At 75.1% G+C, this 25,334-nt stretch carries 28 protein-coding genes; 22 read left to right on the top strand and 6 right to left on the bottom strand.

Going from position 1 to position 25,334, the window contains the following annotated elements; genetic code table 11:
- Positions 1-164, top strand: a 164-nt coding sequence (locus tag ABZ807_RS30135) for a transposase (protein WP_357165426.1), incomplete at its 5' end; no start/stop codon positions are given.
- A gap of 8 nt (positions 165-172) precedes the next feature.
- Here the strand turns inward: ABZ807_RS30135 and ABZ807_RS30130 are convergent.
- A complete protein-coding gene (locus ABZ807_RS30130) occupies positions 173-1,012 on the bottom strand; it encodes a winged helix-turn-helix domain-containing protein (RefSeq protein WP_357165423.1) in 840 nt (279 codons plus the stop codon).
- Between the two features lie 282 nt (positions 1,013-1,294).
- Between ABZ807_RS30130 and ABZ807_RS30125 the strand changes: the two genes are divergently transcribed.
- Positions 1,295-1,924 (top strand): MBL fold metallo-hydrolase, encoded by a 630-nt coding sequence (locus ABZ807_RS30125; RefSeq protein WP_357165420.1) that lies wholly within the window; start codon positions 1,295-1,297, stop codon positions 1,922-1,924.
- Between the two features lie 4 nt (positions 1,925-1,928).
- Here ABZ807_RS30125 and ABZ807_RS30120 read toward each other — a convergent pair whose 3' ends face one another.
- The 3 genes from ABZ807_RS30120 to ABZ807_RS30110 form a co-directional block, all read right to left on the bottom strand.
- The gene (locus ABZ807_RS30120) at positions 1,929-2,264 is read right to left on the bottom strand and encodes a hypothetical protein (RefSeq protein ID WP_357165417.1); all 336 of its coding nucleotides are present in this window, start codon (positions 2,262-2,264) and stop codon (positions 1,929-1,931) included.
- Positions 2,265-2,356: 92 nt separating this feature from the next.
- Entirely contained in the window at positions 2,357-3,253 is an 897-nt protein-coding gene (locus ABZ807_RS30115) for an aldo/keto reductase (RefSeq protein ID WP_357165414.1), read from the bottom strand.
- Between the two features lie 73 nt (positions 3,254-3,326).
- Positions 3,327-4,568 (bottom strand): MFS transporter, encoded by a 1,242-nt coding sequence (locus ABZ807_RS30110; protein WP_357165410.1) that lies wholly within the window; start codon positions 4,566-4,568, stop codon positions 3,327-3,329.
- A gap of 152 nt (positions 4,569-4,720) precedes the next feature.
- Between ABZ807_RS30110 and ABZ807_RS30105 the strand changes: the two genes are divergently transcribed.
- A complete protein-coding gene (locus ABZ807_RS30105; RefSeq protein ID WP_357165407.1) occupies positions 4,721-5,707 on the top strand; it encodes a LacI family DNA-binding transcriptional regulator in 987 nt (328 codons plus the stop codon).
- Between the two features lie 21 nt (positions 5,708-5,728).
- On the opposite strand, the gene ABZ807_RS30100 is transcribed toward ABZ807_RS30105, so the two are convergent.
- Positions 5,729-6,853: an FUSC family protein gene (locus ABZ807_RS30100; RefSeq protein WP_357165404.1), complete on the bottom strand. Its 1,125-nt coding sequence runs from the start codon at positions 6,851-6,853 to the stop codon at positions 5,729-5,731.
- A gap of 291 nt (positions 6,854-7,144) precedes the next feature.
- On the opposite strand from ABZ807_RS30100, the gene ABZ807_RS30095 reads away from it, so the two are divergent.
- The 17 genes from ABZ807_RS30095 (at position 7,145) to ABZ807_RS30015 (ending at position 22,793) form a co-directional block, all read left to right on the top strand.
- Positions 7,145-8,083, top strand: coding sequence for an AraC family transcriptional regulator (locus ABZ807_RS30095; RefSeq protein WP_357165401.1), 939 nt, complete (start codon positions 7,145-7,147; stop codon positions 8,081-8,083).
- A gap of 281 nt (positions 8,084-8,364) precedes the next feature.
- Positions 8,365-9,177: a DUF3153 domain-containing protein gene (locus ABZ807_RS30090; protein WP_357165398.1), complete on the top strand. Its 813-nt coding sequence runs from the start codon at positions 8,365-8,367 to the stop codon at positions 9,175-9,177.
- A 113-nt stretch (positions 9,178-9,290) separates the two neighbouring features.
- The gene (locus ABZ807_RS30085) at positions 9,291-9,638 is read left to right on the top strand and encodes a hypothetical protein (RefSeq protein ID WP_357165395.1); all 348 of its coding nucleotides are present in this window, start codon (positions 9,291-9,293) and stop codon (positions 9,636-9,638) included.
- A 14-nt stretch (positions 9,639-9,652) separates the two neighbouring features.
- Positions 9,653-10,261, top strand: a complete 609-nt coding sequence (locus ABZ807_RS30080; protein WP_357165392.1) for a glycine zipper family protein — start codon at positions 9,653-9,655, stop codon at positions 10,259-10,261.
- Positions 10,258-10,953 (top strand): carboxypeptidase-like regulatory domain-containing protein, encoded by a 696-nt coding sequence (locus tag ABZ807_RS30075; protein WP_357165389.1) that lies wholly within the window; start codon positions 10,258-10,260, stop codon positions 10,951-10,953. Before ABZ807_RS30080 ends, ABZ807_RS30075 begins: the two co-directional genes overlap by 4 nt.
- A 30-nt stretch (positions 10,954-10,983) precedes the next feature.
- Positions 10,984-12,222: a phage tail sheath C-terminal domain-containing protein gene (locus tag ABZ807_RS30070; protein ID WP_357165386.1), complete on the top strand. Its 1,239-nt coding sequence runs from the start codon at positions 10,984-10,986 to the stop codon at positions 12,220-12,222.
- Position 12,223: 1 nt separating this feature from the next.
- Positions 12,224-12,709, top strand: coding sequence for a phage tail protein (locus tag ABZ807_RS30065; RefSeq protein ID WP_088961616.1), 486 nt, complete (start codon positions 12,224-12,226; stop codon positions 12,707-12,709).
- On the top strand, positions 12,681-14,288 hold the full coding sequence (locus ABZ807_RS30060; protein WP_357165383.1) for a hypothetical protein: 1,608 nt from the start codon (positions 12,681-12,683) through the stop codon (positions 14,286-14,288). Before ABZ807_RS30065 ends, ABZ807_RS30060 begins: the two co-directional genes overlap by 29 nt.
- Positions 14,288-15,040, top strand: a complete 753-nt coding sequence (locus tag ABZ807_RS30055; RefSeq protein WP_357165380.1) for a hypothetical protein — start codon at positions 14,288-14,290, stop codon at positions 15,038-15,040. Before ABZ807_RS30060 ends, ABZ807_RS30055 begins: the two co-directional genes overlap by 1 nt.
- Positions 15,037-16,623 (top strand): phage baseplate assembly protein V, encoded by a 1,587-nt coding sequence (locus tag ABZ807_RS30050; RefSeq protein ID WP_357165377.1) that lies wholly within the window; start codon positions 15,037-15,039, stop codon positions 16,621-16,623. The genes ABZ807_RS30055 and ABZ807_RS30050 overlap by 4 nt, the downstream gene beginning before the upstream one ends.
- Positions 16,623-16,961 carry a hypothetical protein gene (locus ABZ807_RS30045; protein ID WP_357165374.1) on the top strand — a complete coding sequence of 113 codons (339 nt, stop codon included), beginning with the start codon at positions 16,623-16,625 and terminating at the stop codon, positions 16,959-16,961. Before ABZ807_RS30050 ends, ABZ807_RS30045 begins: the two co-directional genes overlap by 1 nt.
- The gene (locus ABZ807_RS30040; RefSeq protein WP_357165371.1) at positions 16,958-17,416 is read left to right on the top strand and encodes a GPW/gp25 family protein; all 459 of its coding nucleotides are present in this window, start codon (positions 16,958-16,960) and stop codon (positions 17,414-17,416) included. The genes ABZ807_RS30045 and ABZ807_RS30040 overlap by 4 nt, the downstream gene beginning before the upstream one ends.
- Positions 17,413-20,046, top strand: a complete 2,634-nt coding sequence (locus ABZ807_RS30035; RefSeq protein ID WP_357165368.1) for a putative baseplate assembly protein — start codon at positions 17,413-17,415, stop codon at positions 20,044-20,046. Before ABZ807_RS30040 ends, ABZ807_RS30035 begins: the two co-directional genes overlap by 4 nt.
- Complete coding sequence (locus ABZ807_RS30030) at positions 20,027-20,575, top strand: phage tail protein (protein WP_357165365.1); 549 nt, start codon at positions 20,027-20,029, stop codon at positions 20,573-20,575. The genes ABZ807_RS30035 and ABZ807_RS30030 overlap by 20 nt, the downstream gene beginning before the upstream one ends.
- The gene (locus ABZ807_RS30025) at positions 20,572-21,507 is read left to right on the top strand and encodes a hypothetical protein (RefSeq protein WP_357165363.1); all 936 of its coding nucleotides are present in this window, start codon (positions 20,572-20,574) and stop codon (positions 21,505-21,507) included. The genes ABZ807_RS30030 and ABZ807_RS30025 overlap by 4 nt, the downstream gene beginning before the upstream one ends.
- Positions 21,504-21,956 (top strand): hypothetical protein, encoded by a 453-nt coding sequence (locus tag ABZ807_RS30020; RefSeq protein ID WP_357165360.1) that lies wholly within the window; start codon positions 21,504-21,506, stop codon positions 21,954-21,956. Before ABZ807_RS30025 ends, ABZ807_RS30020 begins: the two co-directional genes overlap by 4 nt.
- A gap of 81 nt (positions 21,957-22,037) precedes the next feature.
- The gene (locus ABZ807_RS30015; RefSeq protein ID WP_357165357.1) at positions 22,038-22,793 is read left to right on the top strand and encodes a hypothetical protein; all 756 of its coding nucleotides are present in this window, start codon (positions 22,038-22,040) and stop codon (positions 22,791-22,793) included.
- A gap of 67 nt (positions 22,794-22,860) precedes the next feature.
- Here the strand turns inward: ABZ807_RS30015 and ABZ807_RS30010 are convergent, their stop codons facing one another.
- Positions 22,861-23,499, bottom strand: a complete 639-nt coding sequence (locus tag ABZ807_RS30010; protein WP_357165354.1) for a DedA family protein — start codon at positions 23,497-23,499, stop codon at positions 22,861-22,863.
- Between the two features lie 165 nt (positions 23,500-23,664).
- Here ABZ807_RS30010 and ABZ807_RS30005 point away from each other — a divergent pair, with 165 nt between their 5' ends.
- A complete protein-coding gene (locus tag ABZ807_RS30005; protein ID WP_357165351.1) occupies positions 23,665-24,381 on the top strand; it encodes an HD domain-containing protein in 717 nt (238 codons plus the stop codon).
- Positions 24,382-24,651: 270 nt separating this feature from the next.
- On the top strand, positions 24,652-25,122 hold the full coding sequence (locus ABZ807_RS30000; RefSeq protein ID WP_357165348.1) for a hypothetical protein: 471 nt from the start codon (positions 24,652-24,654) through the stop codon (positions 25,120-25,122).
- The last annotated feature ends 212 nt before the right edge of the window (positions 25,123-25,334 follow it).

Genomic DNA, 25,334 nt, shown 5'->3' with positions numbered 1-25,334 from the left:
AGGGCGTGTCCAGCCGGCGGATGCGGCAGGAATTCCCCGATCTAGTCCACCACTACTACCGGGCCAACCGACTCTGGTCAGGCTCGTACTTCGCAAGCTCGGTCGGCGGGGCACCGTTGAATGTCATGCGTCAGTACATCGAGCAGCAGAACCGCCCGGCTTAAGGCACTGCTCAGGCCTTGGCGGCCCTCCCCGCGCGGGCCTTCACCCCCGCCCTGAAGGGCGGAGCACTGGCCCGCATCCCGGTAGCGGCCGCCGGTGTACCGCTCCACCAGGTGCGCCGCGGCCAGCGCGACGAGCTGCCGGTTCGCCACCGCCGGCGGCAGCTCGGCGACCGCGCCCGCCGCCGCGGCGGTGAAGCTCGGCCCGGGGACCAGCCCGAGCTGGCGGAACAGCCGCCGCTGCTCGTCCGGCAGCGCCCGGTACGACAGAGCGAAGGCCAGGGTGACCCCGCCCTCCTCGGCCCCGTCGACGGTGAGCCCGGCCAGCGGGTCACCCTCGGCGAGTTCGCGGGCCAGCCCGGTGATCTCCGGCTCCGGGGCGGCCTGGATGTTGGCCGCCGCGATCCGCAGGGCGAGCGGAAGGTGGCCGCAGAGCCGGGCCAGCTCCACCGCTGCGGCCGGTTCGGCGGCGACCACGCCCGGTGCAGCAGCCCGACCGCGGTCTCGTCGTCGGCGTCGCGGGCCTGCCCGGTCAGCGCGGCGAAGTGGTGCGCGTCGACGGCGAGCGGCTCGACCCGCAGCAGGTAGCCGGTGCCCCGGCTGACGATCTCGGCGGCCCCGCCGGCGGCGCGGAGCGCGGCCCGGAGCCGGGACACCAGGGCCTGCACGGTGCCCCGTGCGCTGGTCGGGGGCGCCTGCGCCCAGACCAGGTCGATCAGCCGGTCCACCGAGACGACCCGGTTGGCCTCCAGCGCCAGCACCGCCAGGACGAGCCGCTGCTGGCGGGCGCCCACGTCGACGCGGACACCTCCGGACCACGCCTCGACCGCACCCAGGACCCGAAACTCCATCGATCGACCTCCCCCGGTCCGGCAGTATGCCGGACCGATGTGGAGCAGATGCAAGCGTGCTGCAAGCGGGCTGCAGGAACCGGCGGTGATCCTCGTGCGGGCAGCGGGGCGGCCGGCGGGGCGGCTCGACCGAGGGCGAGCGCCTACGATCGATCCCGACGGGGAAAGCCGACGACCGATCGGGAAAGGACCGGGGCCATCGCCGACACAGCGTTCCACCATCTCGCCGGCCGGGTCTGGCTGTGCCCGGGCGATCCCGATCCCGCCAGCATCCGGCCCGGCGTGGCGCTGATCACCGACGAGCGCGGCAGCGTGCTGGTCGACGCCGGGCACAGCCCCGGCCATGCCCGGGAGATCCGGGCCGCCCTGTCGGCGGCGGGGCTGCCGGAGCCGCGCTGGCTGGTCTACACCCACCACCACTGGGACCACGTCTGGGGCGCCTGCGCCTGGCCGGGCGTGGAGATCGTCGGCCACGCCGCCGGGGAGGCGCTGCTGCGCGCGGAGGCGGCCCGCCCGTGGAGCCACCGCTACCTGCGCGACCAGGTCCGCGCCGACCCGCGTCTCGGCCCCAGCTTCCGGGCCCGCGCCCTGGCCATGGACTCCTGGGACGACTTCGCGGTGCTGCCGCCGGCCCGCACTTTCACCGGCGAGTGGGAACTGCCCACCGGCGTACGGCTGAGCCACGTCGGCGGCGGGCACGCGCCCGACTCGACCGTGGTGCTGGTGCCGGACTCGGGGGTGATGCTGCTCGGCGACTGCTTCTACCCGCCGCCGGCGCACCTGCGCCAGCCCGGGGACGGCCCCGACCTGGCGCTGGTACGCCGGCTGCTCGACGACGGATACGGCTGGTACGTCTCCAGTCACGCCGACCCGATGAGCCTGGACGAGGCCCGCGCCGCCGTCGAGGGATGACCCGTCAGCGCATCCGGCGTTCCGGGTGGGCCCGGTTCCAGGCGCGCATCCGCTGCGGGTAGCCGGTCTTCGCCGCCTCGTAGAGCGGCACGGCGTGCCGGTTGGCCAGCTTCGCCGCGACCTGCGGCGAACCCGTCCGGCGCCGGATCCACTCCCCGTCGTGGGCGATCGCCACCACGGTGGTGTCGGTGGCGGTGGTCTCCGGCTCCAGGTAGAACTCCACGCCGTGCCGGCTCGTCACGAACTGCTCCAGCGCGGTCAGGTCCTCGCGGGTGGCCTCGCGGTCGAGCTTCGTCGGGGTGTGGGTGGCGGCCCGGGACCGCCGGTTGAACCAACCCATCTGCCCGCTCCTCTCCTCGGCGTCCCTCCAGTGGAGCACCCCTTCCTGCCAGCCGGCTGCGAGGACGGTGACAGCAAGCTGACCGTGCGTGCTCAGTCGAGCGCGGCCAGCTCCTCCGCGGAGAGCCGCAGCGCGCCGGCCGCGACGTTCTGCACCAGATGCGCCACATCGCCGGTGCCCGGGATGGCCAACACGTGCGGCCCCTGGTGCAGGGTCCAGGCGAGGCGTACCTGGTGCGGGGTGGCACCGTGGGCCCGCGCGACCTCGTGGACGGCGGTGTTCTGTTCGGCCGCCGCGCCGGCCTCCCGCCGGGCGCCGGCGAGGGCGAAGAACGGCACGTACGCCACCCCGCGCGCCCCGCACTCACGCAGCAGCGCGTCCTGGTCGCCCCGGTTGTCGATGGCGTAGTTGTTCTGCACGCAGACCACCGGGGCGATGGCCTGCGCCTCGTCGAGGTGGTCCAGGCGGACGTTGGACAGGCCGAGGTGCCGGATCAGCCCGGCGTCGCGCAGTTCGGCCAACGCGCCGAAGGACTCCGCGATCGAGGCCCACCCGGGCCGCTTCACGATCCGCAGGTTCACCACGTCGAGGTGGTCGCGGCCCAGCCGGCGCAGGTTCTGCTCCACCTGGGCGCGCAGCTGGGCCGGGGTGGTTTCCTCGCGCAGGCCGGTCGCCGGGTCGTACCCGAAGCCGACCTTGGTGGCGATCACCAGGTCGTCCGGGTACGGGGCGAGCGCGGCGCGGATCAGCTCGGTGGCGTACCGGGCGGGGCCGGTGCCGACGTTCAGGGTGCCGCCGGGCGAGACGTAGAAGGCGGCGGTGTCGATGTGGTCGACGCCCAGCTCGACGGCGCGGCGCAGCACCCGGATCGCCCGGTCGGGGTCGGGGTCGGGGGTGATCCGCATCGAGCCGAACCCCATCCGGCGGACGGTGCGGTCACCCAGGGTCCAACTGCCCGCGGCGGCCGCGGTGATCTGTTCGGTAGGCATCCGGCGACCCTAGCCAGCGCCAGCGAGCGGCGCAGTCGACCGCGCACCCGATACCGGTGGCGACCGGTCGCTGCTAACTTGATTGCACTGGAGTGGTCCGCCCGCCGCCGCCGGCCGGGGGCCGGGTCACCGGCACCAGCGCCAGCGTGGGCAGCAGCAGCACCGGCACCAGCAGCAGCGCGTGCAGAGTGCCGACCCGGTCGCCCAGCAGGCCGAGCAGCGGCGGCCCGGCCAGGAACGCCGTGTAGCCGACCACCGCGATCACGCTGACCCGCGCCGGCGCCCGGTCCTCCTCGTCGGCGGCGGCGCTCATCCCCACCGGGAAGCCAAGCGAGGCGCCGAGGCCCCAGAGCGCCACCCCGGCGACGGCGACCGGCCCGGAGCCGGCCAGCACCGCCACCGTCGCGCCGAAGGCGGCGAGCAGGATGGTGGCGAACAGGACGGGCACCCGCCCCCAGCGGTCGAGGGCGACGGTGCCGGCGGTACGCCCGATCGTCATGCCGGTGACGAAGACACCGAAGACGACGGCGCCGACCGCCTCGCTCGTCCCGTACCCGTCGACGAAGGCGACCGCGAGCCAGTCGTTGGCGCTGCCCTCGGCGAACGCCATGATCAGCACCAGCAGGCCGATGAGCAGGGTGCGCGGCTCCCGCCAGGCGGCGAGCAGGCCACCGCGCCGGGTGGCGGAGGTGTCCGTGCTCGCCTGGGCCGGCAGGAACGCGCGGGCGGCGAGCAGCGTGCCGCCGAGCACGACCGCCGCCAGCACCGCCAGGTGCGCGCCGATCGGCACCCCGGCACGGGCGGCCCCGGCGCCGATCGCCGCGCCGGCCACCGAGCCGAGGCTCCAGGCGGCGTGGAAGCGCGGCATGATGGTGCGCCCGAGCCGCTTCTCGACGGCGGCGCCCTCGACGTTCATCGCCACGTCGCAGGTGCCCGAGCCGTAGCCGAGGGCGAACAGGCCCACCGCCACACCGGGCAGCGAACCGGCGACCCCCGCGGCCACCCCCACCCCGGTCAGCCCGACCGCCACCAGCACGGTGGACAGCGCCACCGTGCGGGCCGCGCCGAGGCGCTGGGTCACCAGCCCGGCGGTGCTCAGGGCCAGCACCGCGCCGGCGGACATGGCCAGCAGCAGCAGACCGAGCCGGCCGGCGCTGAGCCCGAGCGCCTCGCGGACCGCGGGGACCCGGGAGAACCAGCTGGCCACGGCGAGGCCGTTGAGGGCGAAGACCACCGCGACGCCGGTGCGGGCCGCCAGCACCGTCCGGGGTACGGCGGTGGCGGGCGGTGCGGTGACCGGTTCGGCTGACCTCACGGAGTTCCTCTCGTCGGCGGCGTGCCCCGAGGATCGCACACCTGAGAGCGCTACCAGCACAAGCCGATTCCACCCCTTACCGGTGGAGCGCCCGACGGGGGATGATCGACACGGAAAGCGCTCCCATGGAGTCCCACGTGAGGGAGGACCACATGACCCCACCGCAGCGCCCGGCCACCCTCGACGACGTGGCCCGCCGCGCCGGCGTGTCCCGCTCGACCGCCTCCCGGGTCGTCGCGGGCACCGGGTTCGCGTCGCCGGCCGCCCGGGAGCGGGTCCGGGCCGCGGTCGACGACCTCGGGTACGTGCCGAACCCGGCGGCCCGGGCGCTGGTCCGCGGGACCGGCGTACGGCTGGTGGTGGCGGTCTCCGGCGCGACCCCGGCCGTCCTGGACGACCCGTACGTCGACCGGGTGGTCGGCGCGGCGGCCCGGGCCTGCGCGCCGTACCCGGCGGGGGTGGTGCTGCAGTGGCTGCCGCTGACCGGATCGGCCGGACTCGAGCGGATCGCCCAGGACCGGGGCGTGGCCGGAGTGGTGCTGGTCAACACCACCGAACGGCTGCTCGAGGCGATCCCGACCGCCCTGCGGGGCCGGGTCGCCTCGATCGGTATCGGGTCCCGAACGGTCCCGGCCTTCGACGTGGACAACGCTGGCGGGGCCGCCCAGGCCATTCACCACCTGTACGCCTCCGGTCGCCGCCGGATCGCGATGGTGAGCGGCCCACGGTGGCTGCCCTGCGCCGGCCGGTCCGTCCAGGCGTACCGGCAGATCATGCGGGACGCGGGGTTGCCGGTGCGGCTGGTGCCCGGCGACTTCACCGCCGAACGGGGCCGGGCCGCGGCCGGGGAGGTGCTGGCCCGGTGGCCGGACACCGACGCGGTCTTCGCGATCAACGACCTGACCGCGCTGGGGCTGATCGCCGGGCTGCGCGGAGCGGGACTGCGAGTGCCCGGCGACGTCGCGGTGGCCGGGTTCGACGACATCCCACACGCCGCGGTCAGCACCCCGGCCCTGACCACGGCCAGCCACCCGGTCGGCCGGATCGCCGCCGCCGCGGCCATCGCCGTGCTGCGCCGACGCCCGGTCCCACCGGTCACCACCTTCTCCTCCGCGCTGGTCCGACGGGCGAGCGCCTGAGCGTGGGCGCGGGTCCGCGGGTCACAGCGCCGGCAGGCCGAGCGCCTCGTCCACCCGGGCCAGCACGGCGGCGTCGTCGTCGGCCCGTACGCCCCGCAGCAGGTCGATGGCGGTGGCCCGGACCTGCCCGACGATCATGGCCAGCGGGAGGGTCTGGCCCGGGGTGAAGAGCCGCCCGGCGACGCGTACCGCCCCCAGGGCGGCGGCCTCCGCGCGCGCGGCGTGCCGGTCACCGGCCTCCTCCGCGCCGTCGAGGTCGGCGGCGAGCGCCTCGCCGGCCGCCCGGACCGCCTCGGCCAGGCCGCGCAGGGCCGCGCCCAGCTCGGGCGGCACCGGGGTGGGCAACCGGTTGAACGTCACCCCGGCCCGGGCGAGGACCCGCACGTTGCGCACCGCGTAGTCGAGCTGGCCCACCGTGGCGTCGACCGTGCGCAGCCGGCCGATGTGCCGGCGTCGCCGGACGTTGAGGCGTACCGCCTCGTCGGCGGCAAGCACGGCGGTGCGCAGCCGCTCCACCGCGGCGTCGAGCCGGCGGGCCCGGTCCAGGGCGGCCAGCGCGGCCGGTTCGTCCCGGCCGTCGAGGGCGGCGGCGACCTCCTCCAGCACCTCGGCCATCCCGTCGAAGGCGCGCCGGAACTCGGCGACCAGCGGGGCGAGCGGCCGCCGGGCGTCGATCAGCTGGCTGGCCACGATCGCCACCGCGCCGCCGATCAGCGCGTCGACGAACCGGAACGGCACCAGCGACTCGGTCGGTGGCGAGACCACCACCAGGTAGAGGGCGGAGACCGCGGCCTGCACCACGGAGACCGTGCTCGCCCCGATCGCCACGGCCAGGGCGATGGTGAGCAGGATGACCGTGAACACCGTCCACGTCGTCTGTGGCCCGAGCGCCTGCACCACCAGGTCGGCGACGAGCACGCCGGCGGCCACGCCGAGCACCACCTCGACCGCCCGGCGGACCCGCTGGCCCCGGGCCTGGCCGAGCACGATCAGCGCGGCGGCGGGGGCGAAGAACGGCTGCGGGTGCCCGACCAGCCGGGCGGCCAGGATCCACGCCACGGTGGCGGCCAGGGTCGTCTCGACCACCGGCAGCCAGCCCTGCCGCAGCCGCCCGGCAGCCTCCCGGAACCAGCTCCACCGGACCATCGCCGCCTCCTCTGCCTGACCGGGGCCCACCGTAGCCGGGTGGGCGGGTCAGGGCCGCCAGGCCCCCGCCGCCTCCGTCGCGTACTCCCGGGGGCGTGCCGGCGCGGGAGCCGATCCGGGTCGGTACGCCGCGCTCGGTGAGCCGCCGCGCGACCCGCCGTCCGGTCTTGCCGGTGCCGCCGAGGACGAGTGTGGTGACGTGTTCGTCATGGGTCCAGTCAGCCGATCGGACGTGAGACGCTGAATGGTCGTCGCTCGCTAGGACATACGCGCGCGTCTACGATCGCCACTGTGGATCTTTTGACCGGTCTGCTCGACGGCCCCCGCGCCCGGGGCGCCTTCCTGCTCCGCTCGCTGCTGGACCCGCCGTTCGCGTTACGGATCGAGGACCGGGCGCCGCTGACCGTGGTGGCCGTGGTGCGCGGCGCCGCCTGGCTGGTGCCCGACGCCAGCACGGCCGAGTTGCTGCACCCCGGGGACGTGGCGGTGCTGCGCGGCCCGGACGCGTACACCGTCGCCGACGACCCGGCCACCGCCGCGCAGGTGGTCATCCACCCCGGGCAGCGGTGCACCACGCTGCACGGCGAGCCGCTGACCACCACCCCGGCGGCGGGGGTGCGCACCTGGGGCACCGGAACGCCGGGTGAGACCGCGCTGCTGACCGGGACGTACCAGTTGCCGGGCGAGGTGAACCGGCGGCTGCTCGCCGCCCTGCCGCCGCTGCTGGTGGTCCGCGCGGACGAGTGGCACAGCCCGCTGGTCGGGCTGCTCGCCGAGGAGGTGGTGCGGGACTCCCCCGGCCAGGAGGCCGTCCTCGACCGGCTGCTCGACCTGCTGCTGATCGCCGTGCTGCGCAGCTGGTTCGACCGGCCCGATGCGGCCCCCTCCTGGTACGCAGCGGCGGCCGACCCGGTGGTCGGACCAGCCCTGCGCCTGCTCCGCGACGACCCGGCGCGACCCTGGACGGTGGCGTCGCTGGCCGCCGAGGTCGGGGTGTCCCGGGCCGCGCTGGCCCGCCGCTTCACCGGGCTGGTCGGCGAGCCGCCGATGGCGTACCTGACCGGCTGGCGGCTGAGCCTCGCGGCGGACCTGCTGCGCGAGCCGGACGCCACGCTCGGCGCGGTCGCCCGTCGGGTCGGGTACGGCAGCCCGTTCGCGCTGAGCACCGCCTTCCGCCGGGTACGCGGCATCAGCCCCCGCGACCACCGCACCCGCACCCCGGTCGCCTGACCCCGCTTCCGCTCGGCGCTGCTCTCGATCCACTGAGGATTTCCGACGCGACACGCCGGCACCCCCGCCGGAAAACGTCAGACGCCGTCCACCCTGCCCGGGGCCGGTCGCGCCAGCCTCCCCGGGCCGGGGAATTGAATTCCCGGGCCAACCCTCCAGAATATCGATCGCTCCCCTTTTACGGCGTCAGCCGAATGGGAGATCGGGCCGGTAAGATCGGTGACACCGTTGTGACTGATCGCTGACTGCAAATAGTGAGGGCGATCACACACACTGCTCCCATGAATACGGGACTCCACCGCGGCAGGGCATTCCGCCTCGCGGTGTGTCTCGCCCTGGTGGCGACGCTCGCCGGGTGCATGCAGCTCAACATCGGACTGACCGTCAACGCCGACGACACGATCGACGGGCAGCTGCTGCTGACCGCCGACAGACGGTTCCTGACCACCGGCAACAGGACCGTCCAGGTCGGCTTCGCCGAGCTCCGGCAGAACATTCCCACGTTGCCGAAGGGCGAGGAACGCGTCTACGAGAACGACGGCTTCTACGGTTCCCTGATCACCTACCACCACACTCCGCTGAAGGATTTCACCAGCGAGAGCGTGAAACTGGTCCGGGAGGACGATCTCTACCGGTTCAGCCTCCCGCTCGACCCGAAGAAATACGGCGGGAAAGTGGCCGAACAGGATCCGTTGAATCAGGCCAGGTTCATGCAGTTGATGTCGTTCGAGATTTCCCTGACCTTTCCCGGCCGGGTGATCGACACCAACGGCACGCGCATCGGTCGCTCGGTCACCTGGAAGGTCGTGGCCAACCAGGAGAAGCCGCTCGAGCTGCGGGCGGTGGCCGAGGCGGCGCCGAAGCCCTCGCCGTCCGCCACGGCGGCCGCCACCGCTGGCGGGGACGAGGACGGCTCGTTCCCCTGGCTCCCGCTCGTGGGGGCGGTGGTCGTCCTGCTCCTGGTCGGCGCGATCGTCGCCGTCCTGCTGCTGCGCCGACGGGGTCGGTCCGCCGCTGCCCCCGCCGCGACGCCGACGGGCGCGGTCGGCGCCCCGGCCGCCACGGCACCGGCGGAGCATCCGGAGCCGGTCTGACCCGCCGGGTCGGACCGCGCCACACCCCGGGCGGTCGAGCGGGGCAAGCCCACCCGGCCGCCGCACCGCACCACCACCACACCCTCTCCGGCACCACCCGAAGGGAGATCGCCGTGAACGATCTCTTCACCTGGGCCGCCCTCGGCAGCCTCACCGGCGCGAGCGCCGCCACCCTGCTGACCGCCAACGTCGTCGGCGGCCTGCTCGGACCCACGGGCGACAAGGCCCGCAAGTGGGTCGCGTTGGGCGTCGCCCTCGCGCTGTCCTACCTGACCGCGGCGTTCGCCACGGACGCCGCCGCCGAGAAGTGGATCATCGCCTTCTTCAACGGGCTGATCATCTTCTCCGCCGCCCTCGGCATCAACCAGCTCCCGCCCGGCAACCGGCAGGCGACGCAGCCGTCGCCGCGCCAGGTCGCGCAGGGCGGCCCCGAGCCCCGCTACCTCCGTTCCTGGGTCTGAGAGAGGTGACTGGAATGGTCTTCGGAATCATCAGCGCCGCCGTACACATCGTCCTCGGCGCCGCGCTGGGCGGGTGGGCCGGCGGCACCCTCGGTCTACTGATCGGCGCGGTCGCCGGTCTGCTCGTCGGCGCCCCGTTCGGCTGGGCGGTCGCCTCGGCCCGGGTGTACGGCCCGGACGCCCGCGGCGTCTGGCTCTTCGTCGTGGACCACACCTGGAGCCTGCTGAACACCGTCGTCGGCGCGGTCTACCTCGCCGCGCATTTGATCTTCGGCCACCAGCTCGACCGGACCACCTCGCAGCACAGCTGCCGGGTCAACGTCGTGGAGGGCGTCTCCCCGCGGTACGCCACCACGATCGGCACGGTCTGCGCCGGTTCCAGTCCCGGCATCCAGCGGCACGAGGACGTGCACATCCTCCAGGGCCGGCTGCTCGGCCCGCTCTACATCCCGCTGGTGCTGCTGAACTACGTGCTCTTCACCATCGCGCCGGTCTGGTGGCTCTGGCACGACCACACCAACGCGCCGATCAACCGCTTCACCCGGTACTTCGAGATCGGCGTCTACCCGCACGTGTGGAACGAGGCCATCGCGTACCGGATCCAGGGGACCCCGCCGCGATGACCGACGACGGGCGTGGACCGGTCGAGGCGGCCACCGCCGACCTGGCGGCGTGGCTGGCCACGGCGGCGGGCGAGGTCGTCCCGGTCGGCCCGCCCGCCGCCGGCGGGCCCGCCGACGGGCTGACCGTGTGGCCGCTGGAGCTGCGGCCCGGCCGGCAGACGCGCGGCACGGGCGGCCGCCAGCCGTACCGCCTCACGGTCCGCTACCTGCTCAGCGCGGCCGGCCCGACGGCGCTGCCCCGGCTGGACCGGGTGCTCGCCGCCGCCGTCGTCGACGGGCAGCCGGAGGTGCTGCTGGAGGCCGGCGACCCCGGCCTGTGGCGGGCGTTCGGCGTGCCGCCCCGGCCGGCGCTGCTGATCGACGTGCCGGCGCAGGTGGCCCGGCCGCTGCCGGCGGCGCCGCCGGTGCTGCGCCCACTGCGGCTGCGGCAGCTGCCGATGCGCACCCTGGACGGCCGGGTGGTCGGCCCGCAGGACCAGCCCCTCGCCGCGATGCGGGTCGAACTGGTCGGCAGCCCGCACGCCACGCACACCGACCCGGCCGGCCGGTTCCGGCTCGCCGGCGTGCCGCACGACCCGGAACGACCCGGCCCGGTCCGGCTGCGCCTGGTCGGCCGCGGCCACACCCTGACCGCCGAGGTCGACCCCGCCGACACCGACATCGTCATCGTCTGCGAACCCCCGGCCCGCTGACCCGGACCGCCCCGCGCACCAGGAGGACCGATGCCCAACTACTTCTCCCCCGGCATCTACGTCGAGGAGGTGCCGAGCGGTGCCCACCCGATCGGGCCGGTCGGCATGAGCACCGCCGCGTTCGTCGGGGTCGCCCCGGACCGTGACGCCCACGTCGACCGGGCGATGCCGGTGAACAGCTGGTCGGAGTTCCTGCGGCTCTACGCCGCCGGCGAACGCCCGGAGAGCACCCCGCTGGCCCGCGCGGTCTTCGGCTTCCTGGACAACGGCGGCACCCGATGCTGGGTGGTCAACGTCGGCGAGGGCGGCCAGCTCACCGGCGGCGGCCAGCGCCGCGCGGGCCTGCAGCTGCTGGAGGCCGTGGACGAGGTCTCCATCCTCGCCGCGCCCGGCTTCCACGACCCGGTCTCGCACGAGGCGCTGCTGAGCATGGCCGAGCGGCTGCGCACGATGGTGGCGATCTGCGATCCGCCCCCGGGGATCGACGACGTCTCGGGGCTGACCCGGGTCGCCACCCCGAGCTCCGCCCGCGCCCCCCGCGCCGCCGACGCCAAACCCGCCGAGGGTACGGCGAAGCCGGCCGACGACCCCGGCGGCGGCACCGCGTACCGGCCCCGGCAGTCGGACTTCGGCACCTGCTACTTCCCCTGGCTGCGGGTGCGCGACCCGCTCAGCGGCGAGCTGGTGCTCACCCCGCCGAGCGGGCACATGGCCGGCATCTGGGCCCGCACCGACGGGCTGCGCGGGGTGCACAAGGCCCCCGCCAACGAGCCGGTACGCGGGGCCGTCGACCTGGAGTACCTGGTCACCCGCCCGGAGCACGACGTGCTCAACCCCAAGGGCGTCAACGTGATCCGCTACTTCGCCGGCGAGGGCATCCGGGTGTGGGGTGCCCGTACGCTCGCCGCCGAGGCCAGCGAGTGGCGCTACCTCAACGTCCGGCGGCTGTCCATCTCCATCGAGCAGGCGATCGCCAACGGCACCCGGTGGATGGTCTTCGAGCCGAACGACTTCTCGCTCTGGCGCTCCATCCGGCGCGACATCGGCGCCTTCCTCACCCGGGTGTGGCGCGACGGCGCGCTGCTGGGGCGTACGCCCGAGGAGGCGTTCTTCGTCAAGTGCGACGAGGAGACCAACCCGGCGGACGTCCGCGACGCCGGCATGGTGGTGGCCCACATCGGCATCGCGGTGGTCAAGCCCGCGGAGTTCGTGGTGTTCAAGCTGAGCCAGTGGGCCGGTGGCACCGAGACCGAGACGATCGGAGGCTGAGATGACCACCCCCGCCACGCCGCAACCGGGCGCGCCGGTCGACCCGTACCGGGCCTACAACTTCAAGCTGCTCATCAACGGCATCACCAACGGGCACTTCACCGAGGTCAGCGGCCTGGAGGTGACGATCGCCCGGCGGGCGTACCGGGAGGCCGGCAACGACCGGATCCGGGCCGTGCCCGGCCAGGTCGACTACGCCCCGGTGACCCTGCACTTCGGCCTCACCTCCTCCCGCGAGCTGTGGGACTGGGTGCAGGCCGCGGCCCGGGGAACGGTGAACCGGCGCAACGTCTCGGTGGTGCTGCTGGATGCCGCCGGCACCAGCGAGGCACTGCGCTGGAACATGATCAACGCCTGGCCGATGCGGTGGCGGGGCGCGCACCTGCACACCCTCTCGCAGGAGATCGCCATCGAGGCGCTGACCCTGGCGTACGAGGGTCTGGAGCTGGAGTCGGGCAGTGCCGCCGCCGCGCCCAGGACCGCGTAGCTGGCTGGCCCGGCGGCTCCGGGTCGCCGCCGACGTGGTGCAGCGGTGGGCGGACGACCCCGGCCCGGTCCCGCCGGCCGAGGTGACGCCGAGCCTGCCGCGCCGGCCGGGCCAGCCGCCGGAGCACTGGCTGCGCCTGGTCGCCGCGCACGCCCCCGGCCTGCTGCACGGCCTGGACCTCGACCCGGACGCCCCGCCCGACCACGCCGGGCCGTCGACGGCCGCCGGCCGGCTCCAGGGCGACGGGGTACGCGGGAACGCGCCGCCCCGCGCCGGCGGGCCGGCCCGGGCCGACGCACCGGGAACGCCGCCGGCCGCCCGGAGCGGGATGTCGGGTGCCGCCTGGGCCGGCGGTCCCGGCGACACGGAGTCCCCGACGGCGGGCAGTTGGCCCGCCGGGAGCGCCCCCGGGACGACGGGCGGATGGCCCGGCGGGGGTGCCCCCGGGACGGCGGGCGGATGGCCCGACGAGGACGACCCCCGGACGGCGGGCAGGTGGCCCGACGGATCGCACGAGGACTGCCGGGCGGGTTCCGCCGGCTCATGGGCCGGCGAGCCCGACGGGGAGGCCCGCCCGGAGTCCGCGCCGGCCGGCCCCGGGGCGGGACGTCCGGCGGGTTCGTGGCCCGGAGCGCGGACCGCGTCCGGGCATCCGGCCGACAGGCCTGGCGACGCCGGTCTCCCGCCCGCCGCTTCAGGACGAGGCCCCCGGCGGATCCGGCCAGCGGTGCCCGGCTTCGGACCGAACGGCCCGCTCGGCCCGGCACCCCGACGCGGCCACGGCGGCTCCCGCCCGGCCACCGCAGGCCCCGGTGATCCGACGGACCCGTGCACCAATCACCGGCCGGTCGATCCGCGCTCCGACTCGCAGGCGCACCTGGACTGGGCCGGCCCGGAGGCGGTGCACGACCGACGCTCGTGGGCCACCGGCAACGGCTCGGCGGCCACGACGCCGGCTGCGGAGGGGCCGCTGGACGACGGCGCGGGCACCGCCGCCGCCACGGGGGCGCACCGATCGGGCGCACCCGGCGGGCCAGGCGGAGACGGCATCGGGCGCCTCCGGTTCCCCGCCCCCTCGGCCGTCGGGTCCAGGGGTACGGAGCCACCCCACCTCCACCGTGGGCTGGTGGCGGGACACGGGCCCCAGTCCGATCCGACCGACCTCGCCCGGACGGCCGGGCGCTCCGGCGGCCACCCGGCTGGCGCCGACGCGAACCTCGGACCCCGGTCCGACGGTGGATGGCCCGGCGGGGGTACCGCCTTCCGCACCACGGAGGGGCGGCCCGGCGCGCGCCCCGCCGACCGGTGGACCGGCGCGGACCGCGGCACCGGCCCGACCGACGGGTGGCCCGGCCCGCCGTCGTGGGCCACGGACCCCTGGCCGGTCCTGCCGGGCGAGCAGGCTGGGCGCGGCGGGGTGGGCGTACCCCCGACGGGAGCGACCACGACGGGGCCGGCGGGGCGGTGGGCCGGGGATCCGTGGCCGGCGCTGCCGGACGACCCGGCGTGGCTACCGGCCGCCGGCACCGGCGACGGTGACCGCCTGCGCCGCCTCGACCACGAGCAGCGGGGGGCCTGATGGAACGGGTGGCCTTCCTGGTGGACGAGACCGGGGTCCGGGTGGACTGCCTGCTCAACCCGGAGACCGTGCAGGTGGCCCGGCTGGCCGGGGTACGCCCGCGCGGCGCCGGCGACGGGCAGCTCACCGGCGCCGGGCTGGCCGACGACCCGCTGGTCTTCACCGGCGGCGGCCGCACCGAGCTGGTGCTCGACCTGCTCTTCGACACCGACCTGGTGGACGCGCCGACCCGCCCGGAGGACGTGCGCGCCCTCACCCGTCCGCTGTGGATGCTGGCGGAGAACTCCGCCACCGCGCACGGCTGGCTGCGGCCACCGTTGGTCCGGCTGGTCTGGGGCAAGACCTGGAACGTGCCCGGCGTGATCGTCGCGATCGCCGAACGGTTCGACGCGTTCACCCTCACCGGTTCTCCCCGGCGGTCCTGGCTGCGGCTGAAGCTGGTCCGGGTGGCGGAGTCCGCCGACCAGGCGCAGGAGGGCTTCGACGAGGAGCTGGCCGCCGTCGCCACCCCCACGGCCGCGCCCGGCTCGGCGGTGGTCGCCGCCGGGGACGGCTCTGCCGTGCCCGGGTACTCCGGGGTCCGCTTCGACCTGCTCGCCCACGACGCGCTCGGCTCGCCGCTGCGCTGGCGGCTGCTCGCCGAACACAACGGGATCACCGACCCGCTCACCGTGCCGGCCGGCACGGCCCTCGCGGTGCCCCCGCTGACCGCCGCCGCGACCGCACCGAACCCGCCGGGAGGTGCCCCGTGACCGCCTGGCCGACCGTGCTGCTCGACGGCGTACCGCTGGACGGGGCGGCCGCGCGCCGGCTCCGGTCGGTGCGGATCGCCGCCCGGCTGGACCAGCCGACCCAGTGCGAGGTCGGCTACGCCGCCGGCCCCGGCCCGGCCGCGCTGGACCTCGGCCCCGGCCCGACGGTGCCGACCGGCGCGACGCTCGACGTCCGGCTGGACGACCGCTGCCTGTTCACCGGGGAGGTGACCTGCGTCGAGGTGGAGTACGCCGCCGACGGCGCCGCCCTGGTCCGGCTGCGCGGCTACCACCCGCTGCACCGGCTGCGCAAGCGGCAACAGCTGCGGGTCTTCGAGTCGGTCACCGCCGCCGACCTGGCCCGGGACCTCTGCGCCGAGGTCGGCCTCGACGTCGACGCCGAGGCCGACGGCCCGCGCCTGGAGCGGGTGCTCCAGCACCGGCACAGCGACCTCGACCTGCTGCTGGAGGTGGCCGGCCGGGCCGGGCTGCACCTCGCCGACGACGACGACCGGCTGCGGCTGGTCACCCTGGACGGTCACGGCGAGCCGGTCACGCTGACCCTCGGCCACACCCTGCACTCGCTGCGGATCGCGGCCAACCTGGACCGGGCCGCCGGGCAGAGCGCGGCGTTGGGCTGGCATCCGCAGCGCGCCGAACCGATCAGCGCGCGGGCCGACGCGCCGCGCACCGGCCGGCGCATCCCCCTCGACCCCGACCCCGCCGCCGTCGGCGCGGACGGCGTGCGCACGGCGGTGGACCAGCCCGGCCGCAGCGACGACGAGCTGGGCGCGCTGGCCCAGGCCGGCCTCGACGCCCGGGTGGCCGCGCTGGTCACCGCCGAGGGGGTTGCCGAGGGCGACCCGGCACTGCGCCCCGGCCGCCGCGTCGAGCTGGCCGGGGTCGCCGACCCGGTCGCCGGGGTGTACGTGCTGACCGAGGTGGTGCACACCATCGACGCCAACGGGCACCTGACCCGGTTCGCCACGGCCCCGCCGCCCGCCCCGGCGCCCGCCCCGGTCGCCGGCACGGCGGTCACCCTCGGCACGGTCACCGACGTCGACGACCCGGACCGGCTCGGCCGGGTCCGGCTCACCCTCCCCGCCTACGGGGACCTGGACGCGGGCTGGCTGGCCGTGCTCTGCCCCGGCGCCGGGGCGGGCAAGGGCATCGTGGCGCTGCCCGACCCGGACGACACCGTGCTGGTGGCGCTGCCCGGGGGCGAGCCGGCCGCCGGGATCGTCCTCGGCTCGCTCTTCGGGGCCGTCGAGCCGTACGACGCGGGCATCACCGACGGGCGGTCGGGCCGGTGGTCGGTGCGCACCGGCAGTGGCCAGACGATCGTGGTGGACGACGCCGGGCGCAGCGTGAAGCTGTCCACCGACGCCGGCAGCTTCCTGGAGCTGACCCCGGAACTGACCACCCTGCACGCGGCCACCGACCTGGTGCTCTCCGCGCCGGGGAAGGCGATGGTCGTGCGGGCCCGCAGCGTCGACTTCCTGCACGCCGACACGACCGAGGACGCGACGACCGCGCGGGAGCGGGCCGCCGCGCTCGCCCGGCAGAGCTCAGGAGGCGGCTGATGCGCTGGATCCACCTGCAATCCGTGATCACCTGCGACCACGACGGGCGGGTGACCAACCGGGCGTCGCAGACCTGGCTGCGGGTCGGCGGCGTGCCCGTGCTGGTCGACGACGACCCGCAGGGGCGGGACATCGTGGCCTGCCCGAACTACGGGCCGACGATCAAGCCCTGCGCGAAGACACTGCCGGTGCAGGTCGGCTACAGCGACTGGCTGCGGGTCGACGGGCACCCGATCGTCCTGTCGAACCTGGACGGGCTGACCGACGGCACCCCGCCGGGCCTGGTCCACCACACCGTCCGCGACCCGCGGCAGACCCTGGTGGAGGCGGACCGATGAGGGCCTTCCGCTTCGTTGGCGCCGGCTTCGACGCCGGCCGCACCGGTGGTCTGGCGGTGACCGCGGCCGGCGGGCTGGCGATGACCGAGGGCGACGAGACGGTACGCCAGGCGCTGTACCTGCTGCTCTCCACCACCCCGGGAGAACGGCTGATGCGCCCCGGGTACGGCTCCCGGCTGCACCGGCTGGTCTTCGCGCCCAACGACGACACCACCGCCGGCCTGGCCATCCACTACGTACGCCAGGCGATCCGGCGCTGGGAGCCGCGGGTCGAGGTGATCGACGTCGACGCCGGACCGGACCCGGACGACCCGTGGCGGCTGGTGATCCGGCTCGACTACCGGGTCCGGGCCAGCCTCTCCCCCGGCCAGCTGGTCTTCTCCGTCGACCTGCTCCCGGACGACGAGGAGACCGACGGGCCGGTCCGTGACCACGCCGAGGGGGACCGGTCATGACGCTGCCCGTGCCGCACCTCGACGACCGCGCCTTCCTCGACCTCGTCGCCGAGGCCCGGGAGCGGATCCGGCAGTCCTGCCCGGCCTGGACGGACCTGTCCGCGCACGACCCGGGGATCGCCCTGGTCGAGGCGTTCGCCCACCTCACCGAGGTGATGATCTACCGGCTCAACCAGCTGCCGGACAAGGCGTACGTGCAGTTCCTCAACCTGCTCGGGGTGGCCCGGCACGCCCCGTCGGCGGCCTGGGCGGACGTACGGTTCACCCGTACCGGCGGCGACCATGGCGCGGTGCGCATCCCCGCCGGGATCCGGGTCGCCGCGGCCCGGGGCGCCGACCCCAGACCGGTCGTCTTCGTCACCACCGAACCGGCGTCGCTGGCCGCCGGGCAGGCCGAGGTGACCGTGCGGATGCACCACTGCGAGCCGGTCGAGGCCGAGCTGCTCGGCACCGGCACCGGCCAGCCGGGGCAGGTGCTGCGCGCCGCGCGGGCGCCGCTGGCCCGGACGGCGGAGCCGCTGGACCTGCTGCTCGGGGTGGAGGTGCCGCCGGGCTCGGTGGAGCTGGGCGCAGCCGCCCGGGAGCACGAGGGTCGGACGTACGAGATCTGGCGGCCGGTGGACAGCTTCGCCGGCGTCGGCCCGCAGGCCAAGGTGTACCTGGTGGACCGCTGTTCCGGCGTGGTCACCTTCGCCCCCGCCCTGGACCTGCGCCCGGCCGGCGACGGCCCGGCCGAACTGGCGGCGACCGGCGCGGTCGGCTCCGGGTTGGTGACGGTCGCGGCGGTGCCGCCGGCCGGCGCGGGCATCCGGCTCTGGTACCGGGCCGGCGGCGGGCGCACCGGCAACGTCGCCGCCGGCACGCTGACCAGCCTGCGCGACCCGCTGCCCGGGGTGCGGGCGGACAACGCGGAGCCGGCCAGCGGCGGGCGGGACATGGAGACGCTGGACTCGGCGCTGGTCCGTGGGCCGTACGAGTTCTTCGCCCAGCAGCGGGCGGTGACCGCCCGGGACTTCGAGATCCTCGCCGCCGGCTCCGGCGCGGTGGCCCGGGCGCGGGCCTTCACCCGGGCGGCGGTCTACAGCTTCGCCCGTCCCGGCGAGGTCGAGGTGGTGCTGGTGCCGTACGTGCCGGACGAGGCCCGGCCCGGCGGTCGGCTGCCCGTGTCGGTGCTGCGCGAGCACGAGGTGGAGGAGGCGCGCCGCCGGGTCGAGGCGGACCTGGACCGCCGCCGCGCCCTCGGCACGAGCTGCCGGGCCGGCTGGGCCCGCTACAAGGCGGTCTCCATCCGGGCCCGGGTGGTGGTGCGCCGGGAGGAGGACGCCGAGGCGGTGCGGCGGCGCATCCACGACCGGCTGCACCAGACGCTGAGCCCGCTGCCCACCGCGCTGAACCCGGCCGGTTGGGCGTTCGGCGAGCCGCTGCGGGCGTCCAACGTGTACCGGATGCTGGAGCATGCCGAGCCGGGCGTCCGCTACGTGGAGTCGGTCCGCTTCGTGGTGGACGAGGCCCCCGACGCCGAGGTGCGCACCCTCGCCGTCGACCAGTACCAGGCCCGCACCTGGTACGCGGGCCGGGGCGAGGTGCTGTTCCGCTCCACCAACGCCGGCGCGGGCTGGGAGCCGGTCGGCCGGTTCGAGGGCGAGTCGGTGGTGCGGATCTCCCCCGCCCCCGCCCCGGTACGCCCCGGCGTGACGGCCCGCCCCGGCTCGGTGGCGGCGGTGACGGTGCGGGCCGCCGGTGGCTCCCGGGTGCACCTGAGCACCGACCTCGGCGAGAACTGGTCGCTCCTGACCGACCTGGACTCCCGCATCTCCGACCTGGCCTGGATCGACCGGGACGGCGCCGGGGCGCTGCTGTTGGCCACCGACACCGGCCTGTACGAGGTCTCCCTGCTGCCCGGCTCGGTGCCGTTGCAGATCCTGGTCGACCCGGCCGACGCCGACCGCGGCTTCTACGCCGTCCGCGCCTTCGTCTCCGAGCGGGGCGCGCCGGGCGTGGCGGTCGCCGCGCAGGCCGGGTTCGGGGTCTACCTCTCCACCGCCGCCGGCCGGCCGGGCAGCTTCGCCCACGTGGGCCTGGCCAACGTCGACAACCGGGTCCTCGCCGTGCAGTACGACGGCCCGGCCACGCTGCTCTGGGCGGGCGCCGGCGAGCCGGACCCGAAGAAGCCCGGGCAGGGCTGCCACCGCACCCGGCTGTTCGAGTCGGACGTGAAGTGGCAGGCGGTGCAGGCCGGCTGGATCGGCGGCACCTGCCGGGACCTCGCCTTCGCCGGCACCCTGGCGGTCGCGGCCACGCAGAGCGGCGGGGTGGTCCGGCTGGACACCCTGGCCGCGCAGCCGCAGTGGCAGCCGGTGATGGTCAACTGCGGCCTGCCGCTGCGGGACCGGTCCCGGTTCGTGCCGGTCGACGCGATCGCCGCCACCGGCTCCGCTTCCGGCCCGGCGGACCGCCTGATCCTGGCCGGCGGCGAGCGCGGCGTGTACCGCAGCGGCGACGCCGTCGACTGGACGGCCAGCGCCAACCAGGCCACCGCCGACGTGGTGACCGTCCCCGACACCTGGCTGCTCTGCTCCGGCGAGCACGACATCGAGGTGGTGCGGCAGGATGCGCCGAGCGGCGATTGAGCGGCTGCTGCCCGCCGCCTACCAGCGGGCCAGCGTCCCCGGGAGCGTGCTGTTCGCGCTGCTGGAGGTGATGGAGGCGCTGCACGCCCCGGACGAGGCGGTGCTCGCCGACGTCGACGCGCTGTTCGCCGCGTACCGGGCGCCGGACGGGTTCGTGGCGTACCTGACCCGGTGGGTGGCGATGGACCACGTGCTCGCCTCGCCCCGCCCGGATGCGCCGCCGGCGCTGCCGGTGGGGCGGCTGCGCGACCTGGTGGCGCACGGCGCGCATCTGGCCCGGTGGCGGGGCACCCCGGACGGGATGCGGACCGCCCTGGAACTGGCCACCGGCGTCACCGGGTTCGTCCTGGACGAGCCGGTCGACCGGCCGTTCCACCTGGTGGTCCGGGTGCCGCCGGCCGCCGCCGGCCTGCTCGCCGTGATCACCCGGATCGTGGCGGCGGAGAAGCCGGTCGCGGTGACCGCCGAGGTCGTCCCGCCCCCACGCACCCTTCCGCCTCCGGAACCGTCCGCAGAGGAGCCGTCATGACCACCGAATGGGCCGTCGTCGCCGCCGCCGAGCAGTTCACCCTCGACACCGGCAACCACGGCGAACTCACCTTCACCGTCTCGAACCCCGGCGCGGCCCCGGACACCGTGGTCTTCGACGTCGCGCCCGGGGAGGGCAGCCAGCGATCCTGGTTCACCGTCGCCGAACCGCAGCGGGTGGTGCCCGGCCAGGGCTCGGTCTCCTTCCTGGTCCGCCTCGCCGTGCCGCCCGGCACCGCGCCCCGCCGGTACGACATGACCGGGTTCGCGTACTCGGCGAACACCGCGCCCGAGGAGAGCTCCCGCTCCAGCGGCCGGGTGACGTACGAGGTCCGCGCCGTCGCCCCGCCCCGCCGCGCCCCCTGGCCGTGGATCGCCGCGGCCGTGGCGCTGGTGGTGCTGGTCGGGGCGGTGGTGGGCTGGCTAGCGACCCGCCCGAAGGACCCGCCGGCCCAGGCCGAGCCGCCGCAGGTGGTCACCCTGGAGGCGGAGAGCCTGGTGCCGCAGGCGAAGGTGGAGTCGCCGACCGGCGCCGCGGCGAAGGTGGTGGTCCAGCCGAACTGCTGCGGGGTCACCTGGTCGCAGGACAAGCAGCTGTTCTTCCAGGGCCTGGCGGTCGGCGACCAGGTCACCGTGACCGTCGACCTGCCGAAGGACGCCACCTGGCGGTTCTCCGCCGCCCGCACCACCTCGTTCGACTACGCCAACACCATCTTCCAGATCGACGGCGTCCAGGTCGGCGGGACCTTCCTCGGCTTCACCCCCACGGTGGTCCGCACCGACTTCGAGGACGTCGGCACCCTCCGGCTGGGTAAGGGAACGCACCGGGTGACCCTGGTCGCGGTGAGCAAGACCCAGGCCTTCGACCGGTACTTCGCCGGCATCGACCAGCTCCGGTTCACCGAGGTCGGCGAGGCGGCGGCCCGGCGATGAGCGGCCGGCGCAAGCTGCTGCTGGTGGGGCTGGGGGTCCTGCTGGTGGTGCTCTTCGTGGTGGCCGTCGGCACGGGCCGCGGCGACCGGGGCGGCCCGGACGACGCCGGCGCCGTCCGCTGGCTGGGCCGACTGGTCGGCGGCAGCGCCACGGTCGACCCGGCGACGGTGCAGGCCGGCTGCGACCGGACCGGGCACACGCTCACCGTGGTCGGCGGCTGCGTGCTCTGGGTCGCCGACCCGGGCGGGTTGCGCACCCTGGTGCTGCGCAGCCCGGGCCGGTTCCGGGTCGCCGCGCCGGCGCCCCGGGACGCCGGCTTCACGGTGGACGACGAGGTGGAGCCCGCCGAGGACGGTACGGCCGTGGCGAAGGTCGCCGTCGACCGGGCCTCCGAGATCACCGTCAGTTGTGCCGGAGGTGCCGCGTGCGCGGTCACGATCGGGTCCTGACCCGCCGGGCGGCCGGCCGCCTTCGGACCGCGCCATCACCGGGGGTACGCCGCACCGGCCCGGCCCGCGAGGAGGCCCGCCATGGGTGAGCTGCGTAAACCGTTCCTGCTGCTGGCGCTGCTGGCCGTGGCGCTGGTGGTCGGGGTGGAGCTGGGCTCGTCGCTGCTCACCGGCGGCGGGGACGCGGGCGGGTCGCTGCGGGCCAGCGCCCAGGACCTCGGTGTGGACGTCGGCGATCTGGGCCGGGTCAGCGAGCCCTCCGGGCGGGGCACCAGCTACCTGGGGCTGATCGACGTGGTGGCGCTCTGGACGACGGGGCTATTCTGCCTGAGCCTGGTGCTGCCGGACCGGATTCAGGGGCGGGTGCAGGGCCTGGCGACGCTGATCTTCTCGATCGTGCTGATCCTGGTGTCGCTGCTGTTGCTGGTGCTCGCCTTCGTGGAGCTGTCCATCATGGTGTCGCTGTTCCTGGCCGCGCCCTTCGGCACGCTGGCGTACCTGGCGCTGTGGGGGTTCTTCCCGGTGGGCGAGGCGAGCCTGCTGCTCGGTCTGGTGCTGCTGCTCAAGCTGGTCTGGGTGGCGCTGCTGCTGCTCGCCCAGCCCCGCTTCCTGCAGAACAAGGGCCTGGTGCTGCTGGCGCTCACCACGCTGCTCTGCACGGTGCTGCTGGAGTTCCTGCACGGCCTGGTGCCGGTCGTCGTGGTCAGCATCCTCGACGACGTGGGCGCCCTGGTCTTCGCCGTGGTCGCCATCATCTGGGGGCTGGTCCTCCTCATCGGCTCCATCCCCGCCATCGTCAAAGCTGTCCGCGTCACCGCCGCCCTGCCCACCCGCTAACCCCACCCCGCCCCGTCGGCCGCACTTTCAGAGAAAGAGCGGCTGTTGGGCGTGGAACAGCCATTCATCAGGCCGCCTCCCGCCGTCGGGTGGCGGCCTCCCGGCGTGCCACCACCCGGCTGCGCCAGACCCGCGCCAGCACCACCACGACCAGCACCGCGAGCAGCGCCTCCCCGCCGAGCCCGAGTCGCCGCTCCACGACCCGGTACGACGCCCCGGCCAGGTAGCCGAGCACGCCGACCGCCACCGCCCAGAGCGCGCCCCCGGCGATGTTCGCCAGGGTGAAGGTGCCCCGCGGCATGCCGCTCAGCCCGGCCAGGCCCGGCACCAGCGCTCGCAGCGCCGCCGCCCAGCGGCCGACGACCACCGCCGCCGCGCCGCGCCGGCGGACCAGGTCGAGGGCCCGGCGCAGCTGCCCGGAGCGGACCAGCCGGCGTGGGGCCCGGGCCAGCAGCCGGGGGCCGTACCGGCGGCCGACCAGGTAGCCCGCCTGGTCGCCGAGTGCGGCGCCAGCCAGCGCCGCGACCACCACCGCCCAGAGCGGAAGCCGCCCCTCGTGGGCCAGCACGCCACCGACCAGCACGGCGACCTCCCCGGGCACGAACAGCCCGAGGAAGGTCGACGCCTCCAGCGCGGGCAGCAGGAAGACCAGCGCCAGGACCAGGGCGGGCGGCAGCGCCACCAGCACTCCCAGCACCCGGTTCACCCGTCGATTGTCCCCCGGCCACGGGTGGGGAACGGGTCGCTCATCGAAGCTGATCCGGTAGTGGACCACCGTCCGGCTGGGCAAGCGGCTCTCCGGCACCGCCTGATCCGTCGCGTACGCGACGGCTCGATCCGGCCGGTAGTGAAGATCCGCTATAAGTGGTCCATGGAGTTTCCGCCGTACCTCGCCACCATGCCGATGCACGCGATCACCGAGATCCACGGCGAACCCGGCCTGCTGGAACGGTTCCGGCTGGAGATCCGGAAGTTCGACCCGGCCGCGCGGGACCGCCTCACCACCGCCCTCGACCTCGCCGCCGAGCTGCACCGCGACGACCGGCGGGTGCGCGAGCCATACCTCAACCACCTGCTGCGGGTGGCGATCCGGATGATGCACCACTACCAGGTGCGCGACGTGGACGTCATCGTCGCCGGCCTGCTGCACGACGCGGTGGAGGACCACCCGGACGATCTGGCCGGCGCGGGCGTCGCCGACCCGACGGCGGCGGCGCTGGCCACGCTGGCCGCGCGCTTCGGCCCGCGGGTCGCCCGGCTGGTCGCCGCGGTCACCAACCCGGAGTACGACCCCGACCGCGACCGCAACGCCCAGTACCGGGAGCACGTGGCGGCAAGCCTGGACCGGGAGCCGTGGGCCCGGGTGATCAAGGTGTCCGACTTCACCGACAACGGGGTGGGCGTGGTCTACACCATCGGGCCAAAGGTGGCCCGCTCGGCGGCGAAGTACCGACCGCTGGTGCCGGTCTTCCGCGACCTGATCAGCCGGCCCGACACGCCCCTGTCGGCGCCGGTAAAGCGGCACATCTTCGCCCAGCTCGACCTGGCCGAGGAGCGGTTCAGCGCGATCCTCGACCAGCCGAACTAGGCCGTGTTTCATAGCGGGGCCGGCCAGTAAGCCCTGGCCTGGGCCGTCGGCGCGTTGTCGGCGTACCGGCACAAGTACAAAGCCAGGTACGGCTCGAAGCGCAGACCCTGCACCAGGTCGGCCTGCCTCCAGCGATCGGCCACCGCGCCGACTCTGGGCTGTGGCGACGGTCACGGTCGGTAACCGTACGTGGCGGATGTCCCCGAGCACCGCAAGCCGCTCGGCTTCCGCATCTGGCCGATGAGCGGGCACTCCAAGTAGCGTGCACCCATGGCCGAGTCTTTGGACCTCTTAAGTCCGGCTTCGCGGCGGGAAGCGCTCCGGATGGTTGACGTAGATTACCCTTGCCACCACCACGCGATGCTCCGAGAGATCTTCGACCTCGAAAGGACGTGGCGCGAAGGCCCGGACATGGGCGAGAGCGACGAGTACGAGCAGATCTACCTGACGGCCTTCCTGCTGTTCCTGATCGGTGATCCCGCGGACTCGCCCCGCCTGTATGGAGCGAAGTTCCGCACGGGTGACATGGACCTAGGTGCCGGCTTCGATGCCCAGGCCATCTTCGGAGCGGGCAGGTGCGAAACGCTTCAGTGGCTCCTGCAGAACGGATACACCGACGAGCACGCGCATCTGTTTGAGTGGTTGTCGCAGTGGGAAGACCCGAAGATCGAAGACTGGGCTCGGCATGTGCGCGAGTACTTTTACTCACCGGATGGCGTGCTGCTTCTGGATCCGCTTTAGACGCGCCCTGGTCTGCCGAAACGTCCGCTCTTGCCGCGATCCGAGCGCTACGCTACGTGACGGCTCCGCCTGTCTGGTCGGCGTGCGGAGATGCCAATGACCGTGCACCGCGCGACCCACGGCCCCGGCGTTGTTCCGGCTTGAGGCGTTCTGTCCAGGTTAAGGACCGGACGGGGCTGGAGTTGTGGGACGAGCGCGGCTTCTGATGATCT

The sequence above is a fragment of the Micromonospora sp. NPDC047548 genome, from assembly GCF_040642975.1.
Taxonomy (GTDB): Bacteria; Actinomycetota; Actinomycetes; order Mycobacteriales; family Micromonosporaceae; genus Micromonospora.
This window is presented reverse-complemented; position numbering and strand designations above follow the sequence as displayed.